We start from the raw sequence: 18,098 nt of genomic DNA on the forward strand, positions 1-18,098 counted from the left end.
TGACCTGAATGCGGTATTAGGTGAAGTGGTCGCGGCGGAAAGTGGCTACGAGCGTGAGATTGATACCGATCTTCAGGCGGGCGACATTCAGGTACGCATGCATCCGCTCTCCATTAAACGTGCGGTGGCCAACATGGTGGTGAACGCGGCTCGCTACGGTAACGGCTGGATTAAAGTCAGTAGCGGCTCTGAGCTCAACCGTGCCTGGTTCCAGGTGGAAGACGATGGCCCGGGTATTAAACCTGAACAACGCAAGCATCTGTTCCAGCCGTTTGTGCGTGGCGATAGCGCGCGCAGTACCAGCGGAACGGGTTTAGGTCTGGCGATTGTGCAGCGTATTGTTGATAACCATAACGGGTTGCTGGAGATCGGTACCAGCGAGCGGGGTGGTTTGAGCATTCGCGCATGGTTACCGGTGCCGGTTACGCGTGGGCAGGTGAAAGAGAGTTAAACAGTAAAGGTGCGGTCTGATGCCCTCACCCGACCCTCTCCCACCGGGAGAGGGCGAAAACATTAAAAAAGGCAACTTGCGTTGCCTTTTTACCTTTACCTTGGCCCTGCACTCACCAGCGCTTCACCCGCTGGTGTATCGGTATACTTCTCGAAGTTATCAATAAACAGTTTCGCCAGCGATTCCGCTTTTTCACGCCACTGCTCAGGTGAGCCGTAGGTGTTGCGTGGGTCGAGGATATGCGTATCCACGCCCGGCAGTTGCGTTGGGATCGCCAGGTTAAACATTGGCAGGGTAAAGGTTTCGGCGTTATCCAGAGAACCATCCAGAATGGCGTCGATAATGGCGCGGGTATCTTTAATGGAGATACGCTTGCCTGTACCGTTCCAGCCGGTGTTGACCAGATACGCCTGTGCGCCAGAAGCCTGCATGCGTTTCACCAGTACTTCAGCGTACTGCGTCGGGTGCAGCGACAGGAACGCTGCGCCGAAGCAGGCGGAGAAGGTTGGCGTTGGCTCGGTCACGCCGCGCTCGGTCCCCGCCAGTTTGGCGGTAAAACCAGAGAGGAAGTGATACTGCGTCTGGCTGGCGGTCAGGCGAGAAACTGGCGGTAACACGCCGAATGCATCAGCCGTCAGGAAAATCACCTTCGTGGCATGACCCGCTTTCGACACCGGTTTCACGATATTGTCGATGTGGTAGATAGGGTAAGAAACACGGGTGTTTTCGGTTTTTGATGCGTCATCGAAGTCGATAGAGCCATCGGCACGCACGGTGACGTTTTCCAGCAGTGCATCGCGACGGATGGCATGGAAGATATCCGGCTCTGCTTCTTCAGACAGGCGAATGGTCTTCGCATAGCAGCCACCTTCGAAGTTAAACACACCGTCGTCATCCCAGCCGTGTTCGTCATCGCCAATCAGGCGGCGTTTCGGATCGGTGGAGAGGGTGGTTTTACCGGTGCCGGACAGGCCAAAGAACACGGCCACATCGCCTTTTTCACCCACGTTCGCTGAACAGTGCATGGAGGCGATACCGCGCAGCGGCAGCAGGTAGTTCATCACCGAGAACATCCCTTTCTTCATCTCTCCGCCGTACCATGTTCCGCCAATCAGCTGGATACGCTCGGTGAGGTTGAAGGCAATGAAGTTCTCAGAGTTCAGACCCTGCTCTTTCCACTGTGGGTTAGTGCATTTCGCACCGTTCATCACGATGAAGTCAGGCGTGAAATTCTTCAGCTCTTCGTCGGTTGGACGAATAAACATGTTTTTCACGAAATGCGCCTGCCAGGCCACTTCGGTGATAAAACGCACGGAAAGTCGGGTGTCGGCGTTAGCGCCGCAGAAAGCATCGATAATAAACAGACGCTTGTTAGAGAGTTGGTGAGTGACGAGCCCTTTCAGATGCTGCCAGGTTTCCGGGGAGAGCGGTTTGTTATCGTTCTTCCCTTTGCCTTTATCTGCCCACCACAGCGTGTCGCGGGTGGTTTCGTCTCGGACGATATACTTATCTTTCGGCGAACGACCGGTAAAGATACCGGTATCGACGGCGATAGCACCAAGGTTCGTCAACACACCTCGCTCGTATCCTTCCAGTGCTGGATTGAGCTCTTCCTGATACAGCGTATCGTAGTCGGGGTTGTAGACCACTTCCTGGACGTCGTGAATACCATAAGCCTTGAGATCTTGCGGGGTTAAACCAGTAACACGCATATCACTGCTCCTTAGCCAATATGTACTGCCTGAAATTGTAGGGTTTTTCTGAGGTTGTTAACCGCGACGGGGCTCATAGATTTACGTATCTGGACAAAACCCTTACTAACGGAAAACGCTGCGACTCCAGTCACAGGGCGGGCAGATTATCGCAGGAATCGCTTTTTGGTTGGGGAAAATGTTCTTAAAAGGTTAAAGACTGGTGATTTTATCGGAAGGAATGTGAATGTAATCGCATACATGTTGGAAAATTACGTAAGAGTTACAGTATGAAATGCGATTCAGCTTGGGCGGGAGATTTACCCCTCATCCTGACCCTCTCCGCAACGGGGAGAGGGCAGGGTGAGGAGCACAGTTTTAGTGAACCTGAGGATCCGCCGGTGAGGCGTTATTGCGGATCTCGGCGATATCCATCGAATTGAATACGTAGTGCGTACCGCAGTAGTCACAGTGCATATCAATTTCACCGTCTTCCGCCATGATGCTGTCGATCTCTTCATCTGGCAGGGTTTTCAGTGCGCCAGCGCAGCGCTCACGGGAACAGGTGCATTTAAATTCCACAGACTGCGGATCGTAAACGGTCACTTCTTCTTCGTGGTACAGACGCCACAGCACATCGGTCGCAGACAGGTTGAACAGCTCTTCCGCTTTGATGGTTTCTGTCAGCGTTGCCAGGTGCTCGAAGTCGTTGGTCTGCGCGTCCTGCGCAGGCAGAACCTGCAGCAGCATCCCGCCCGCAGCAGGTTGACCGTCCACTTCACCGGTGCGGATGAACAGGCGGGTTGGCAGCTGTTCAGAACGCATGAAGTAATCTTCCAGACAGGCGGCCAGGGTATCACCTTCCAGACCGACAACACCCTGATAGCGCTCACCTTCTTCTGGGGAGATGGTGATCACCAGGTAGCCATTACCGACCAGCGTCTTCAGATCCGCATTCTCAGGAACATCACCCTGAACGCGTGCGACACCACGCATTTGCTGCTGGTTGTTGCCATTGATCACGGCCAACGTCATTGGACCGTCACCCTGCAGCTGCACGGTGATATCACCGGCAAATTTCAGCGTCGCGGTCAGCAGGCTGGTGGCAACCAGCAGTTCGCCCAACAGGGTTTTCACCGGCAGCGGGTAGTTGTGGTTTTCCAGAATCTGTTTCCAGGTTTCGGATACGGTGACCAGCTCGCCGCGCACGGCGAATTGTTCAAACAGATAACGGTGTAATTGGTCGTGTTGGGCCATAATAGTCTCTCGTGCAGGTGAGGGGTTACTCGGTCTCACCGTGTTTAAATTTCATCAGATCGCGGCGCTCTTTTTTATCCGGTCGCCGGTCCGGGTGTGGCATTGTCAGTGCGTTCATTTTGCGCGCCAGCGCGGTCTTCTCGCGCTTTTCAATGCTTTCAGCCGTCTCTTCATACAGCAGCACGGCTTCCGTTGCAGGCCGCCGTTGTTCGGTAATGGCTTTAATCACCACCGTTCGGTCATCGTTGCCCTGACGCAGTGTTAAGGTGGCATTCAGTTCAACCAGCTTGCCCGGCTTGCTGCGCTGACCGTTGTAATGCACTTTTCCGCCGTCGACCATTTCACGGGCAAGGGCGCGCGTTTTATAAAAACGGGCAGCCCACAGCCATTTATCCAGTCTTACCCCATCAGTGGGTTTTTCTTTCATGGCGTCTCCTTCACGGTCAGTGAGGGGATCATCCGGCGATAGTCGTTCAGCCCCGGATGGCGCAGATAGCTTTTTTCCGCCAGGCCAGAATCAGGGTTGGTGACGCCCAGACAGTAGCGAATACCAAACGTTGCAGCGGAATCCAGAATCGGCTCACTGTCATCGATGAACAGCGTGCGCTCTGGCTGTAGACCGGTCTCTTCCGCCACCGCATGCCACAACCGCTGATCCTCTTTCGGATAACCAAATGTGTGGGTGGAAAGTAATAAATCAAGGTGTGAAGCCAAACCCGTATGCTCCAGCTTCACGGCCAGATTATGTGGATGCGCGTTGGTCAGCAAAATACGGCGCTTGCCGCTTGCTTTCAGCGCGTCCAGGAAAGGTACGGTATCCTCACGCAGAACGGCACGCGGACCCTGGGCGGTGGTCATGGCACAAATATCCAGACCGAGGCGTTCACTCCAGTAGTCCAGACAGTACCAGTTTAGCGTATGCTGCACCGCGCTATATTGTGAACGAATGAACGCCTGCGCTTCTGCCGGGGAGATCCCCTGTTGTTCGCCATAGGTTTCAGGTACCAGCGTTTGCCAGAAATAGTTATCAAAGGCGAGATCGAGCAGTGTGCCGTCCATATCCAGCAGGACGGTATCGACCTCCTGCCAGGCGATATCAAGATGCATAAAGGGGGAACTCCAGCCAGAAGAAACGTGCGCGACAGGGTAGCACAACTTGTCGCGCAGTGACGTTATCCGATCAGGCTCTCAGGGGCGGGGATCAGTTTAGGATTGAGGCAATTTTCGTAGTATTGCTGGATGTCGGCCAGCCGCGTGCGTGAACGCTGATAGCGGCGCAGTGCCATAAAACCGTTCCAGAAAATACACACCAGCATGGCAATCATCAGCAGGGATGTGCCGACATAACGCCACAAACCGGCGCTGTCTGGCATCCGGTGCAGGTTGACATGGCGCGTGCCGTTGGCGTCGGTGAAGAGACTTGTCACAATCCCTTCCGCACTGAACGGGGTTTGCATCAGCATCTGTGCCAGACGCTGAAACTCACCCCATTGTTCCTGGGCAGGGTAATCATAAAGCGCGACCTGTGGATAAGGCTGATCGACCAGGTCGCTACCTTCATCGCTGACAATCACAAACCCGCCCGGTGCCGGGCTGTTCAGCGCCTGGGCTGCACGGGTTGTTTCACGCATCACGAACGGCGCGGTGGAGGTGGCCACCAGGTTATCCAGCGATTCGGCACTGACCGGACGCAGCAGCACGTTTACGCCGTCCAGTCGTCCTGTTTCGGCGCGCTTTACCAGAGAATCCCAGTCTTTGCTGTTACCGAGGTTCACGAGGGCGTTTTTAAGGCGTACACATTCACTCTGAGAAGAACATAAATCCTGTGTTTTCAGTACGATTTCGCCAAAGTCGTCCAGCAGCACCATACCCGATTTCTGAATAGCCGAGCGCAGGGCAGGGCTGACGCGCGAATCATCATCCGGTTTCGGGTGTAACTGGCGGTTGACCGTCTGGGTGAGCGCTGTCGCTTTATTGACGACTTCGGACTCCGGCAACGGCAGCGGTGGCGCATCGTTCCAGATAATTTGCGAGCAATCAAACGGCATGAACGGAGAGTTCTGCCGCGTGTTCCAGGTACCTGGCGTATGGATATTACACATCCCGGTTCCCTTAAGACGCAGCGTATCACCCACCCGCACGCCTGCTTCTTCCAGCTTATTGACGCTGGTGGCTTCGACGGTTTGCGCGCCTTTAATCCACGACAGGGTGAATTTGATGGGCATATCCAGCGGCACAAAGAGTAGCAGCAGGGCAAAGACCAGCGCCGCCCCGCCAGCAATAACCGCACTGCGCAGCCAGTGCTGAAGCGGGAAGTTTTTCACTTCGTCATGCAGGGACAGATAGCGCCCCTGACGCACAACGTGGCGGTCAAGGTAGATATCAATATCCGTTTTTTGCCCTAAATCCTGGGCAATCCACGGCTGCCAGTGGCGCGGGTAGATGAGATCGATAATACCGAGCGAGATATTGTTGATATGCTCCTGATCGTTCTCACCGAACAGACCCCAGCGTTTAGGCGTTCCGCGCAGGCAGTGAATTTCTCGTAACGATGTTTTTGCTGGTGGGGCAAATAACCCCCACAGCCCGGCCGCCAGAAGCAGAACGCCACTGCCCGCCAGCCACGGGACAAACACATCTGGTGTCAGCAGGCAGATGAAAAAGAGCAGGAAAGCCGTAACGATCAGTATCGCTTCACGAATGCCATCCGTGCGGTTCAGGGTGTACTCTTCACGCGTCTCCTGGCGGATGTTCAACAGCTCAATCTGCTCTGTCTCTTCGCCGCGAATGGAAGCCTGGGTCGCACTTGCCCGTTCCAGTGCAAAGCGTGGTGCTTCCTGAACATATTCACTCAGGGTATGGCCGTTAAGCGAGATAACCAGCGGTAACGAGTCGGTATGGATCAGCTCAACGTTGTTTTCGTCGGTAATGTACTGTTCCCAGAAGGGGGGAAGATGCACTTCAACGGAATCAAGATAGTAGAGCCATTTGTTGGGATCGTCGGTGGTGATGCCATAGCGGGTGATTGAACGCGTCACGCAAAGCACGGTGTTACTTTGTGCGTTCAGAGTGAGTGATACCGGAGCAGAACTGGCTCCCGTTGGCCCAGGCGTTAGCTGAGAACGGTTCAGTGTCTCGAGATAATTTTCAACGGTAGCACGCTCTTCTGGCGTGAGTTTGCGCGTCGTCGCACCAGCAAAGGCATTTAAAAAAGGTAGCCGGTATCGTCGCTGTACGCGACGCCTGTACGCCCACCCTGCAATCAACACGCCGGCCAGCATAGCAGCGAGAACAATCAAAATGGTGCTCATGCTTTCCCCATCTTACTTATCTTCTTACAGGTGTTTACCCGTCATACTTCAGGTTGCCTGTGCGTTGGCTTGACCCGGCCTGTGGTCTCGCCCCTTCGGGGCCAGCGCAAGCGCTGTTCAAACTGGCAAAGCCAGTTTGTCCTCGCTCACCCCAGTTATATACTTATGTATGTTTCCGGGGAGTCGCCGCGTCGCCGCCTTCATGCAACTCGAATTATTTTTGGTAAAATCAATTGCACCTTTAACAATGAATGAGAGTCTGTGGTTGGCTATCGGCAAGTATGGAGTCGACTTGAGCATTTTGAAGCACATCCCAGTAGCCGATGATGATAGCAAAGCCTGTCAAGGCGCGATATCAGCAAATTCCTGGAAACATTTCAACCTCTTGACTTTTGTTTTGAATTGAGGATTGATTCTTGTTACGTTGCACAAATGTAAATAAAGAACAATTGACATTGCCGAAACCGTGCGGCATATCGCACAATAAAGCCAGTTCACACACTAAAGACCCATCAAGATGAGCAAACCACTACAAAAACCCACCATTCTGAATGTTGAAACAGTCGCCAAATCACGCCTGTTTAATGTTGAAAGTGTGGATCTGGAGTTCAGCAACGGTGTGCGTCGCGTTTATGAACGTATGCGCCCCTCTTCGCGTGAAGCGGTGATGATTATTCCTATCGTCGATAACCATCTGATTTTGATCCGCGAATATGCAGTGGGCACGGAATCTTACGAACTCGGGTTCTCGAAAGGGCTTATTGACCCGGGTGAAACGGTGTTTGAAGCGGCAAACCGCGAGCTGAAAGAAGAGGTCGGCTTTGGTGCGAATGAGCTGTCGTTCCTGAAAAAACTGAGCATGGCCCCGTCCTATTTCTCCAGCTCAATGAATATTGTGGTTGCTGAAGATCTCTATCCTGAATCGCTGGAAGGGGATGAGCCGGAGCCATTGCCGCAGGTGCGCTGGCCGCTGGCACATCTGATGGATTTGCTGGAAGATCCTGATTTTAACGAAGCCCGCAACGTGAGTGCGCTGTTCCTGGTTCGGGAGTGGTTGAAGGGACAGGGGCGCTTGTAGCGGAACCAGTAAAAACGGCAACCATTGGTTGCCGTTTTGCATTGACGCTGTAGGCCGGGTAAGGCGAGACCACCACCCGGCTTTTTTCCAGACGTCAGAACAGTTCGTGCGTTTCGCCGTTATCAATAATCTCTGTACCCACCTCATGCACCGCCTGCGTGGTTGGCTGTGTACCCTCGATGAAATACTCTTCACGGCTGTTACCACCATTGGCTAACTGCCCGGTGCTACGGTCGATATTGACCGTGACGACGCCCGGTGGTGGGGTCAGCGGCTGTTCCGGAACACCTTCCAGAACTGCTTTCATATACGCATCCCAGGCCGGTTGCGCACTCTTCGCCCCGCCTTCGTAACCGGAAATCTGATCTTTAATCGCGCCAGAGGCCGTGGTGCGGCCTAAATCACGGCGATGATCGTCAAAGCCGATCCACACCGAGGTCACGACGCCAGGGCCGTAACCGGAGAACCATGCATCTTTCGAACTGTTGGTTGTCCCCGTTTTACCGCCGATGTCATGGCGCTGTAAATCGCGCCCTGCACGCCAGCCGGTACCCTGCCAGCCTGGTTCACCGAAGATATTGGTGTTCAGCGCGCTCTTGATCAGGAATGACAACGGCGTGTTGATCACGTGAGGGGCATATTCCTGAGCGCTGCTCTGTGCAACCAGCGCCTGGTTAGCCTGTTCCAGCTGAGGCTGAGGCACGACGGTGTTCTGCTGCTCCTGAGACACGGCAACATCTTCCATGTCCTTGTTCTCAAGCACGTTGGATTTCGGTGTATCACCGTAAATCACCGGAATGTCGCATTCAGCACAGGCAATTTTCGGCTTCGCTTCGAACAGCACACCACCCTGGTCGTTCTCGATTTTGCTGATGTAGTACGGGTCAATCAGGAACCCGCCGTTGGCCATCACCGAGTACCCACGAGCGACCTGAAGCGGCGTGAAGGATGCGGAGCCGAGTGCCAGCGATTCGGTATGGACAATGTTCTGTGCCGGGAAACCGAAACGTTGCAGGTACTGTGCCGCATAGTCAACGCCCATCGCACGCATCGCACGAACCATCACCACGTTTTTCGACTGCCCCAGACCCTGACGAAGACGGATTGGGCCGGCATATTCCGCCGGGGAGTTCTTCGGCTGCCAGTCAGAACCGGCACCTGCATCCCAGCGCGAGATAGGTACGTCATTAAGCATACTGGCAAGGGTCAACCCTTTGTCCATCGCGGCGGTGTACAGGAATGGCTTGATATTGGAGCCGACCTGACGCAGTGCCTGGGTTGCGCGGTTAAATTTGCTCTGGTTGAAATCAAACCCACCGACCAGCGCCATCACGGCACCGTTCTGCGGATTAATGGAAACCAGCGCGGAGTTTACGTCTGGCACCTGCGCCAGCCACCAGGCATCGCCAACCTGACGTACCCAGATTTGCTGTCCGGTCTGTACGGCATCGGTCACTTTGCGCGGCGTCGGGCCTTGCAGGGTGTCAGAACGATAAGGCCGTGCCCAGCGGATCCCGTCCATACGCAGGGATACCGACGTTCCATCGGCGATCATCGCGACCGCTTCCTGTGGGTCGGCCTGAGTCACCACCGCAGGCAACAGCGGGCCATAGGTTGGTAACGCTTTCAGTGAATGGGTGATTTTTTTGCTGTCCCATGCGCTTTCGCCCACTTTCCACAGCACGTTTGACGGGCCGCGATAACCGTGACGCATGTCGTAGTCCATCACGTTATTGCGCACCGCCTCCTGCGCCGCCTGCTGCACCTTACGGGTGATCGTGGTGTAAACACGATAACCATCTTCATAGGCGCTTTCACCATAGCGGTTCACCATGTCCTGGCGAACCATCTCCGTGAGATACGGTGACGCAAAGGCAATTTCAGGCGCATGGTAGTTTGCATCGATGACATCGTTGCGCGCCTGGTTGTATTCGGTCTGGCTGATGTAGCCTTCGCTCAACATGCGTGACAAGACAACGTTACGACGCGCGGTGGCGCGATCGAGCGAGTAGAGCGGGTTAAACGTGGATGGTGCTTTAGGCAGACCCGCGATGGTCGCCATTTCGCTAAGCGTCAACTGCTCTACAGGTTTACCGAAATAGACCTGCGCGGCAGCCCCCACGCCATAGGCGCGGTAACCCAGATAGATCTTGTTGAGGTAAAGCTCAAGGATCTCGTCCTTGCTCAGCAACTGCTCAATGCGGATCGCGAGGAACACCTCTTTGATCTTACGCATCAGCGTCTTTTCAGGGCTGAGGAAGAAGTTACGCGCCAGCTGCTGTGTAATCGTACTTGCCCCCTGAGAGGCATGGCCTGAGAACAGCGCAACGCTTGCGGCACGGAAAATCCCCACCGGGTCGACACCGTGGTGCTCGTAGAAACGGCTGTCCTCGGTGGCGATAAACGCTTTCACCATTGTGGGTGGAATTTGTTTTAAGGTCAGTGGAATACGGCGCTTTTCGCCATATTGCGCCATCAACTCACCGTCGGCGCTATAGACCTGCATAGGGATCTGGAGCCGCACATCACGAAGCGTGGCGACATCAGGTAGCTGTGGCTCAATATATTTGTACAAACCATAAATCGAGCCTGCTCCCAGCAGAATGCAACAGACTGCAAGGATTAATAAATACTTTACGAACTTCACCGGAGATTTCCCATTTGGTTTCACTTGGGCAGTTTCTAAACAATCGCGCGGTAGTATAAAGGCAAGCCTGATTCATTGATATAGCCGTCAACCTGGCGGGCGATAAGGAGATCGTGAAGCATGGCTTTTAAAACATGGCAAACAGGCGTTCATATTCAACAGGATAAGGTGCTGGCTGTGGCGCTGACCCGGGAGAGGTCTGGCTGGAGATTGCGCCGCTGGTGGGCGGTTCCCCTGGCCGAAGGGATTATCCTGGATGGGAAAATTTGTCAGCCAGAACAACTGGTTGACGCTTTACGCGACTGGCGGCGGATGTTGCCGCATTACCACCGTGTCTTTCTCTCGTTCCCTGCGGCACGTACCCTGCAAAAATCGCTGCCTCGTCCGGCTATCGCGCTACGCGACAGCGAGCAGCTCTCCTGGCTAGGGGCGGCGCTCTCGCGTGAGCTGGAAATGCCCGCAGATGCGCTGTGCTTCGATTACGCCCAGGACACGTTCAGCAACACATTTCATGTGACTGCCGCACAAAACAAAGAGGTTGAAACGCTTTTGTCGCTGGCGAAAACGCTACGTTTGCGACTGGTGACGATTACCCCGGATGCAGGCGCGCTGGCTAATCTTCTCCCGGCAGTCGCCCCCGCGCAGTGCGTCGCCTGGCGTGATAAGCACCAGTGGCTGTGGGCAATGCGCCACCAGTGGGGGCGTCGTTTTACCACAGAAGCGGAAAATGTGACTGAGCTGGCGGCGCTGCTGGCGCTCACCTCTGAAGACATCGCGCTGTTTGATGCTGTTCGCAATCCGTGGGAAACGCTGGTCCGTTGCCAGCCGCCGTTACCTGAGTGTGGGGCCGACTACACCATCGCTCTGGCGCTGGCTATGAGCGAGGTTCCTGAATGAACATGACAAACTTCATGCCGTGGCGACAGCAACGACGCGTGCGATGCCTGCGTTTCTGGGCTGTAGCTTTTGCGGCAACGTTACTGCTGGTCCTGATGGTGTTTTTCAGTTTGAGGATGAACAACGTTGTGAAACTGCGAGTCCTGCAAAGTGAGCTGATGGGAACGCAATCCGTCCAGCATGCACTTGCGTCTCGTCAGAGACAGACCACCGCAGGGCCGATACCCGCGATCCGGCCCCAGCGCCTGACGTGGCAACCGGTGCTGGAATCACTCTCCGACGTGATCCCGCCCGAGGTCTGGCTCACAGAGCTTCGTTACCAGCCCCCTTCGCTGATGCTTATCGGGTATGCCACCTCGCTCCCGGCGCTTTCTGTACTGCGCGATGCGCTCAGGCAAATAGCGGGTTTTACTTCAGGGCCTGCAGGTGAACTACAGCAGGATCGCCAGGGGCGCTGGATGTTCACTTTTCAGCTCAAGAGCCAGGGGTAGCGTGTGAACATCCTGCTTGAACGCTGGTGCGAAAGCCGCCCCGGGTGTCGGGTGCTCGGTTGGTGTCTGGGAACCGTTTTTCTGGGGGCGGTTGCATGGGGAACGCTGCTCAGGCCGGTACATTTGCAGTGTGTTGCACTCCGGTTACAGGTGACTGATGCCGTACGAACCAACGTGTCGCTGTGGCCTGCCGCCAGCAAGGTACCGTACCAGACTGAAACGGTTGAAGCCCGGGTGGTGCAACCTTTTTCGCCGTTAGATTTTCAGGTTGATGGTACCCGGCTGGTTTACTGGAAACCGCTGCAGAGCGGAGGGGAACTGACGCTGGATACTGACTGGCAGGCGATACCAGCTGTCTTTTCCCGCCTGATGAAGCGGGATGTGCAGGTTTCTGCTTTCGCCATTTCTCCACATGATGCGGGGCTACGTTTGCACATGCAGCTGGAGCAAGAACATGCGGAATAGTGCGCGATACCTGCTCGTCTGTTCTGCGCTGTTACTGACCGGGATGCGCGACCCTTTTCATCCGCCGGACGATCCCTGCGCCATTGGGGAGCTTGCACAGTGGCACTATCACGGAATGGTGAGGGGGAGTATGGATGTGGGCATTTTGCAGGACGGGCAAAAGCGCTGGCATCGCCTGAAAACAGAAGAACGCTTATCTGTGGGCTGGCGGGTGATGGCGATGAATGAAACGGAACTGGTCGTGGATGTGGGGGCAGCATGCGAACCGGAACAATGGACGTGGCAACGAGAAGGAACGAAAAAGCATGAAAATAAGGATAGCGCTATTGTTGCTGGTGTTCAGTAACTCGCTGGTAGCAGCACCGAAACCGGTCACGCTCGTGGTGGATGATATCCCTGTCGTTCAGGTACTACAGGCACTCGTTATGCAGGAAAACCGTAATCTGGTGGTATCGCCTGATGTGAGCGGCTCACTGTCGCTCAACCTGACGCGTGTCCCGTGGCGACAGGCACTTCAGACGGTCGTTACCAGCGCCGGGCTTGTTCTGCATGAAGATAAGGGCATTTTTTATGTGTATACCGCGGCCTGGCAGCGAGAACAGCAAACGCGTAAGGAGCAAGAACAGGCGCGTCGACAACTCGATGCGCCGCTGGTAGCGCAGAGCATTTCCTTTTCTTACGCTGATGCCGAAACGCTACAAAAAGCAGCAGAAAAACTCCTGAGTCCAAAGGGGAGTTTATCTGTCGACAAACGCACCAACCGCCTGCTGGTTCGGGATAACCAGGTGGTACTGGATACGCTACAGCACTGGGCGACCCAGATGGACATTCCTGTCGCGCAGGTAGAGCTGGCGGCACATATCGTGACAATCAACGAAAAAAGCCTGCGCGAGCTGGGTGTGAAATGGAATCTTGCGGAGGCTACGGAAGCGGGCAAAGTGGGGCAGATCACCACGTTGGGTTCCGACTTATCCGTTGCCAGCGCCACGACTCATGTCGGTTTTAACATTGGACGCATTAACGGCAGGTTACTGGATCTGGAACTGTCGGCGCTGGAGCAAAAACAGCAGGTCGATATTATCGCCAGTCCGCGATTGTTGGCCTCACATATGCAGCCAGCCAGCATCAAGCAGGGTAGCGAAATTCCTTACCAGGTCTCCAGCGGAGACAGTGGGGCAACGTCTGTGGAATTTAAAGAGGCGGTGCTGGGGATGGAGGTCACACCCATTGTCCTGCCTGGGGGCCGCGTGCGCCTGAAGCTGCACATCAGTGAAAACATGCCGGGGCAGGTGTTGCAGCAGGCCGATGGCGAAACGCTGGCAATTGATAAGCAAGAGATAGAAACGCAAGTAGAGGTAAAAAGTGGAGAAACGCTGGCACTGGGCGGTATTTTCTCACAAAAGAATAAAACCGGGAGTGATAGCGTGCCGGGGCTTGGGAAAATCCCCTGGCTTGGGCAGCTTTTTCGCCACGACGGAAAAGACAACGAACGACGAGAGTTAGTGGTGTTTATTACCCCGCGCCTGGTCGGCATTCACTGATGGGTAACGATCCCCGCAATGATTTTGCATTCAGTTTGTTGCAGATGTTTGACGTGGGGCATGAATTAGCATACAAGGAGTACCGATTTGAGTTGGACTTACGGTCTTGTTGCCTTACGCGTCTGGTGCGGTGATTTAATCAGTTGCCAAACAAGCCGGAGTATTGAGATAATTTTTAGTCTGACTCTCGCTCTATTGCATATGAGGTTTCAGTTCATGTCCTGCTACGCCGGATGTTTGCGCAGCGGGGATTACCATTAACGAATAGTCTTAGTAGTACCGAAAAAATGGCAGAGAAACGCAATATCTTTCTGGTTGGGCCTATGGGTGCCGGCAAAAGCACTATTGGGCGTCAGTTAGCTCAACAACTCAATATGGAATTTTACGATTCTGATCAAGAGATTGAGAAACGAACCGGAGCTGATGTGGGCTGGGTCTTCGATGTAGAAGGCGAAGAAGGTTTCCGTGACCGAGAAGAAAAAGTGATCAACGAACTCACGGAAAAACAGGGCATTGTGCTGGCAACTGGCGGCGGCTCTGTGAAATCTCGCGAAACCCGCAACCGTCTCTCCGCCCGTGGCGTAGTGGTCTATCTTGAGACGACCATTGAAAAACAGCTGGCACGTACGCAGCGCGATAAAAAGCGCCCGTTGCTGCAGGTTGAAACGCCGCCACGCGAAGTTCTGGAAGCCCTGGCCGGTGAACGCAATCCTCTGTACGAAGAGATTGCTGATGTGACCATTCGTACTGACGATCAGAGCGCTAAAGTGGTTGCAAACCAGATTATTCATATGCTGGAAAGCAACTGATTCTGGCTTTATATACACTCGCCTGCGGGTAAAAGCATTAAAGGTGGATGTCGCGTCATGGAGAGGATTACAGTTACTCTCGGGGAACGTAGTTACCCTATCACCATCGCGGCTGGTTTGTTTAACGACCCAGCTTCCTTCTTACCACTGAAAGCGGGTGATCAGGCGATGCTGGTCACCAATGAGACACTGGCTCCGCTTTATCTCGACCGTGTTCGCCAGCTGCTTGAGCAGGCGGGCGTGAAAGTCGACAGTGTGATTCTGCCCGATGGCGAGCAGTATAAAAGCCTGGCGGTGCTGGACACCGTCTTTACCGCATTACTGCAAAAACCGCACGGTCGCGATACGACACTGCTTGCCCTGGGCGGCGGTGTTGTGGGTGATCTGACGGGGTTTGCGGCTGCAAGCTATCAACGTGGTGTGCGCTTTATTCAGATCCCAACCACGCTGTTGTCTCAGGTCGACTCTTCCGTTGGTGGCAAAACGGCAGTCAACCATCCGCTTGGTAAAAACATGATTGGCGCGTTCTACCAGCCTGCATCGGTGGTGGTGGATCTCGACTGTCTGAAAACCTTGCCAAAACGCGAGCTGGCTTCTGGCCTTGCTGAAGTGATCAAATACGGCATTATTCTTGATGGCGAGTTCTTCATCTGGCTGGAAGAGAATATGGATGCATTGTTGCACCTGGATGAGGCTGCACTGGCATACTGCATTCGTCGTTGCTGTGAACTGAAAGCGGAAGTTGTTGCGGCAGACGAGCGTGAAACGGGCTTACGTGCTTTACTGAATCTGGGGCATACGTTTGGCCACGCGATTGAAGCCGAAATGGGCTATGGCAACTGGCTTCACGGTGAGGCGGTTGCTGCCGGTATGGTCATGGCAGCACGCACCTCTGAACGCCTGGGTCAGTTCAAACCGGAAGAGACGGCGCGCATCATCACACTGCTTGAGCGTGCTGGCCTGCCGGTCACCGGACCTCAGGTGATGTCTGCACAAGCGTATTTACCCCACATGATGCGCGATAAAAAAGTATTGGCAGGTGAGATGCGTCTTGTACTCCCACTTGCAATAGGGAAGAGTGAAGTGCGCGGCGGAGTGCCGCACGAAGTCGTTCTTGGCGCTATTGCTGATTGTCAGCAGTCGTAACAACTAGAAAGGTCAGGCCACGGTAACAGGTGGTCGTTTAGCTTCAGGTGAAATGCAAAGTCGTTGGCATAAGCCTTTGAGTGGGGTGTTAAATGGATGAATTCAAACCAGAAGACGAGCTGAAACCCGATCCCAGCGATCGTCGTACTGGTCGTTCTCGTCAATCTTCAGAACGTGATAACGAGCCGCAGATCAACTTTGACGATGTTGAGCTGGATGCAGACGATCGTCGCTCTTCGCGTAGCCGCAATGCGCGTGATGAGCGAGAAGAAGAGGGTTATGAGTCCGAAGAAGATTCAATGGACGAAGAGCCTGTAGAGCGTCGCCCGCGTAAACGTAAAAAAGCGGCAGCGCCGAAACCGGCGTCCCGCCAGTACATCATGATGGGGCTTGGCGTTCTGGTGCTTGTGCTGCTGATTGTCGGTATTGGCTCCGCGCTGAAAGCACCGTCAACGAACTCAAGTGAGCAAACGGCTTCCTCTGAGAAAAGCATCAACCTTTCTGGTAATGATGCGGGCACTCAGGCGAACGGCACACAGCCAGCGCCAGGTGCCGCTTCTACAGAGCAGACTGCCGCTAACAACACCACGACGCCGCAGGATGTTTCTCTGCCGCCAGTTTCTTCTACCCCGGCTCAGGGTCAGGCACCTGCTACGCCAGAAGGCCAGCAGCGTGTAGAAGTTCAGGGTGACCTGAACAATGCGCTGACGCAGCCGCAAAACCAGGAACAGGTGAACAACGTAGTGGCTAACTCTACACTGCCAACTGAACCTGCAACTGTCGCACCGATTCGTGGTGGTAGCGCTCAGCCGCAAACCGCCGCTACGGAAACCAAACCGCACCAGACACAAACTGCACCGCGTCCGGAACGTAAGCAGGCGGTGATTGAGCCTAAGCGTGAAATCAAACCTCAGGCCGTGGTAAAAGCACCTGAAGTAAAAGCACCTGCTCAGACGAAACCTGTTGTTAGTGAGCCGGTGAAAGCACCAGCCACAACGGCTGCACCGAAAGCGACGGTAACGACAACAGCGCCGGCTGCTACTGCCACTACCGCACCGACTACAGCCACTACCGCACCAGCTGCAACCGCATCCAGCGACGCTGCAGGTAAAACGGCGGGCAACGTAGGTTCTCTGAAGTCTGCGCCATCCAGCAACTACACGCTGCAGCTGAGCAGTTCGTCTAACTATGACAACCTCAACGGTTGGGCGAAGAAATCGAATCTGAAAAACTATGTGGTTTATCAGACGACCCGTAACGGGCAGCCGTGGTATGTGCTGGTAACCGGCGTTTATGCTTCCAAAGACGAAGCGAAACGGGCTGTTGCGACACTGCCAGCCGATGTTCAGGCGAAGAACCCGTGGGCGAAGCCGATTCATCAGGTGCAGGCCGATCTGAAGTAATGTTTAAAGCGCAGGATGCTGTCGGAGCTTTCTCCACAGCCGGAGAAGGTGTAATCAGTTAGTCAGCATGAAAAAAAATCGCGCTTTTCTGAAATGGGCAGGGGGGAAATACCCCCTGCTCGATGATATTAAAAAGCACCTGCCACAAGGCGAGTGTCTTATCGAGCCCTTCGTGGGGGCGGGATCGGTGTTCCTGAATACCGATTTTTCTCGTTATATCCTGGCGGATATCAACAGCGACCTTATCAGCCTCTATAACATCGTCAAACGACGTACTGATGAGTACGTGGAAGAGGCGCGTAAGCTGTTTACGCCAGAGAACAACCACCCGGACATCTACTATCAGTTTCGCGCGGAGTTTAACCAGAGCAAGGATCCCTTCCGCCGTGCGCTGTTGTTCCTCTATCTGAACCGTCATGGCTACAATGGCCTGTGCCGGTATAATCTGCGTGGTGAATTTAACGTGCCGTTTGGCCGCTATAAGCGCCCGTATTTTCCGCAGACCGAGTTGTATCACTTTGCTGAAAAAGCGCAGAATGCTGAATTCCACTGCCTCTCGTATGAAGAGTGTATGGATCGTGCAGACGCAAATTCGGTGGTCTATTGTGACCCGCCTTATGCGCCGCTGTCTGCAACGGCGAACTTCACCGCCTATCACACTAACAGCTTCAGCCCGGCCGAGCAGGCCCGTCTGGCGGAGATGGCGGAAAAGCTGGTCAGCAAAAGAATTCCGGTGTTAATTTCGAATCACGATACCCCTGATACGCGCGAATGGTACAAAGCCGCGAAGCATTTTCAGGTCAAGGTGCGGCGTAGCATTAGCAGCAACGGCGGCACACGTAAAAAGGTGGACGAACTCCTGGCTCTTTATCGCCCCTGAGCCGTTTTGCCCGCCGGTAAACACACTTCAA

The 18,098-nt window shown here is 54.5% G+C and carries 17 protein-coding genes; 11 read left to right on the forward strand and 6 right to left on the reverse strand.

Annotated elements, in window-relative coordinates:
• Window positions 1–451, forward strand: a 451-nt coding sequence (locus ACJ9N4_RS18665; RefSeq protein ID WP_411500708.1) for an ATP-binding protein, incomplete at its 5' end; no start/stop codon positions are given.
• A gap of 95 nt (window positions 452–546) precedes the next feature.
• On the opposite strand, the gene pckA is transcribed toward ACJ9N4_RS18665, so the two are convergent.
• The 5 genes from pckA to ACJ9N4_RS18690 form a co-directional block, all read right to left on the reverse strand.
• On the reverse strand, window positions 547–2,163 hold the full coding sequence (pckA, locus tag ACJ9N4_RS18670) for a phosphoenolpyruvate carboxykinase (ATP) (RefSeq protein ID WP_182272896.1): 1,617 nt from the start codon (window positions 2,161–2,163) through the stop codon (window positions 547–549).
• A 357-nt stretch (window positions 2,164–2,520) separates the two neighbouring features.
• Window positions 2,521–3,399 carry an Hsp33 family molecular chaperone HslO gene (gene hslO, locus ACJ9N4_RS18675; protein WP_023309492.1) on the reverse strand — a complete coding sequence of 293 codons (879 nt, stop codon included), beginning with the start codon at window positions 3,397–3,399 and terminating at the stop codon, window positions 2,521–2,523.
• A 25-nt stretch (window positions 3,400–3,424) separates the two neighbouring features.
• A complete protein-coding gene (hslR, locus tag ACJ9N4_RS18680) occupies window positions 3,425–3,826 on the reverse strand; it encodes a ribosome-associated heat shock protein Hsp15 (RefSeq protein WP_182272895.1) in 402 nt (133 codons plus the stop codon).
• A complete protein-coding gene (yrfG, locus tag ACJ9N4_RS18685) occupies window positions 3,823–4,506 on the reverse strand; it encodes a GMP/IMP nucleotidase (RefSeq protein WP_182919054.1) in 684 nt (227 codons plus the stop codon). Before yrfG ends, hslR begins: the two co-directional genes overlap by 4 nt.
• 65 nt (window positions 4,507–4,571) lie before the next feature.
• On the reverse strand, window positions 4,572–6,710 hold the full coding sequence (locus ACJ9N4_RS18690; RefSeq protein WP_182919053.1) for an intracellular growth attenuator family protein: 2,139 nt from the start codon (window positions 6,708–6,710) through the stop codon (window positions 4,572–4,574).
• Window positions 6,711–7,227: 517 nt separating this feature from the next.
• On the opposite strand from ACJ9N4_RS18690, the gene nudE reads away from it, so the two are divergent.
• Window positions 7,228–7,788: an ADP compounds hydrolase NudE gene (nudE, locus tag ACJ9N4_RS18695; protein ID WP_182272892.1), complete on the forward strand. Its 561-nt coding sequence runs from the start codon at window positions 7,228–7,230 to the stop codon at window positions 7,786–7,788.
• Window positions 7,789–7,882: 94 nt separating this feature from the next.
• On the opposite strand, the gene mrcA is transcribed toward nudE, so the two are convergent.
• Complete coding sequence (mrcA, locus tag ACJ9N4_RS18700) at window positions 7,883–10,435, reverse strand: peptidoglycan glycosyltransferase/peptidoglycan DD-transpeptidase MrcA (RefSeq protein WP_182272889.1); 2,553 nt, start codon at window positions 10,433–10,435, stop codon at window positions 7,883–7,885.
• Window positions 10,436–10,555: 120 nt separating this feature from the next.
• On the opposite strand from mrcA, the gene pilM reads away from it, so the two are divergent.
• From pilM to dam, 9 genes are all read left to right on the forward strand, one after another.
• The gene (gene pilM, locus ACJ9N4_RS18705) at window positions 10,556–11,332 is read left to right on the forward strand and encodes a pilus assembly protein PilM (protein WP_182919052.1); all 777 of its coding nucleotides are present in this window, start codon (window positions 10,556–10,558) and stop codon (window positions 11,330–11,332) included.
• Window positions 11,329–11,823 (forward strand): PilN domain-containing protein, encoded by a 495-nt coding sequence (locus ACJ9N4_RS18710; RefSeq protein ID WP_182272887.1) that lies wholly within the window; start codon window positions 11,329–11,331, stop codon window positions 11,821–11,823. Before pilM ends, ACJ9N4_RS18710 begins: the two co-directional genes overlap by 4 nt.
• Before the next feature lie 3 nt (window positions 11,824–11,826).
• Window positions 11,827–12,288: a HofO gene (locus ACJ9N4_RS18715; RefSeq protein WP_182919051.1), complete on the forward strand. Its 462-nt coding sequence runs from the start codon at window positions 11,827–11,829 to the stop codon at window positions 12,286–12,288.
• Window positions 12,278–12,634, forward strand: a complete 357-nt coding sequence (locus ACJ9N4_RS18720) for a HofP DNA utilization family protein (RefSeq protein WP_182272885.1) — start codon at window positions 12,278–12,280, stop codon at window positions 12,632–12,634. Before ACJ9N4_RS18715 ends, ACJ9N4_RS18720 begins: the two co-directional genes overlap by 11 nt.
• Window positions 12,594–13,829: a DNA uptake porin HofQ gene (gene hofQ, locus ACJ9N4_RS18725; protein ID WP_411500709.1), complete on the forward strand. Its 1,236-nt coding sequence runs from the start codon at window positions 12,594–12,596 to the stop codon at window positions 13,827–13,829. The genes ACJ9N4_RS18720 and hofQ overlap by 41 nt, the downstream gene beginning before the upstream one ends.
• Window positions 13,830–14,116: 287 nt before the next feature.
• A complete protein-coding gene (gene aroK, locus ACJ9N4_RS18730) occupies window positions 14,117–14,638 on the forward strand; it encodes a shikimate kinase AroK (RefSeq protein WP_010436374.1) in 522 nt (173 codons plus the stop codon).
• 57 nt (window positions 14,639–14,695) lie between these two features.
• Window positions 14,696–15,784, forward strand: coding sequence for a 3-dehydroquinate synthase (aroB, locus tag ACJ9N4_RS18735; protein WP_182272884.1), 1,089 nt, complete (start codon window positions 14,696–14,698; stop codon window positions 15,782–15,784).
• Window positions 15,785–15,876: 92 nt separating this feature from the next.
• Window positions 15,877–17,187, forward strand: coding sequence for a cell division protein DamX (damX, locus tag ACJ9N4_RS18740; RefSeq protein ID WP_182272883.1), 1,311 nt, complete (start codon window positions 15,877–15,879; stop codon window positions 17,185–17,187).
• A gap of 67 nt (window positions 17,188–17,254) precedes the next feature.
• Complete coding sequence (gene dam / locus ACJ9N4_RS18745; RefSeq protein ID WP_182272882.1) at window positions 17,255–18,067, forward strand: adenine-specific DNA-methyltransferase; 813 nt, start codon at window positions 17,255–17,257, stop codon at window positions 18,065–18,067.
• Window positions 18,068–18,098 lie beyond the last annotated feature (31 nt).

Source organism: Enterobacter sp. LM3 (genome assembly GCF_046622475.1).
GTDB classification, from domain to species: Bacteria; Pseudomonadota; Gammaproteobacteria; order Enterobacterales; family Enterobacteriaceae; genus Enterobacter; species Enterobacter cloacae_P.

Excerpts from the sequence above, each read along its gene's own strand:
- damX (WP_182272883.1), top strand. The coding sequence starts at position 15,877 with ATGGATGAATTCAAACCAGAAGACGAGCTGAAACCCGATCCCAGCGAT.
- aroK (WP_010436374.1), top strand. The coding sequence starts at position 14,117 with ATGGCAGAGAAACGCAATATCTTTCTGGTTGGGCCTATGGGTGCCGGC.
- pilM (WP_182919052.1), top strand. The coding sequence starts at position 10,556 with ATGGCTTTTAAAACATGGCAAACAGGCGTTCATATTCAACAGGATAAG.
- ACJ9N4_RS18690 (WP_182919053.1), bottom strand. The coding sequence starts at position 6,710 with ATGAGCACCATTTTGATTGTTCTCGCTGCTATGCTGGCCGGCGTGTTG.
- aroB (WP_182272884.1), top strand. The coding sequence starts at position 14,696 with ATGGAGAGGATTACAGTTACTCTCGGGGAACGTAGTTACCCTATCACC.
- ACJ9N4_RS18720 (WP_182272885.1), top strand. The coding sequence starts at position 12,278 with ATGCGGAATAGTGCGCGATACCTGCTCGTCTGTTCTGCGCTGTTACTG.
- hslO (WP_023309492.1), bottom strand. The coding sequence starts at position 3,399 with ATGGCCCAACACGACCAATTACACCGTTATCTGTTTGAACAATTCGCC.
- pckA (WP_182272896.1), bottom strand. The coding sequence starts at position 2,163 with ATGCGTGTTACTGGTTTAACCCCGCAAGATCTCAAGGCTTATGGTATT.
- hslR (WP_182272895.1), bottom strand. The coding sequence starts at position 3,826 with ATGAAAGAAAAACCCACTGATGGGGTAAGACTGGATAAATGGCTGTGG.
- hofQ (WP_411500709.1), top strand. The coding sequence starts at position 12,594 with ATGAAAATAAGGATAGCGCTATTGTTGCTGGTGTTCAGTAACTCGCTG.
- ACJ9N4_RS18710 (WP_182272887.1), top strand. The coding sequence starts at position 11,329 with ATGAACATGACAAACTTCATGCCGTGGCGACAGCAACGACGCGTGCGA.
- yrfG (WP_182919054.1), bottom strand. The coding sequence starts at position 4,506 with ATGCATCTTGATATCGCCTGGCAGGAGGTCGATACCGTCCTGCTGGAT.
- nudE (WP_182272892.1), top strand. The coding sequence starts at position 7,228 with ATGAGCAAACCACTACAAAAACCCACCATTCTGAATGTTGAAACAGTC.
- dam (WP_182272882.1), top strand. The coding sequence starts at position 17,255 with ATGAAAAAAAATCGCGCTTTTCTGAAATGGGCAGGGGGGAAATACCCC.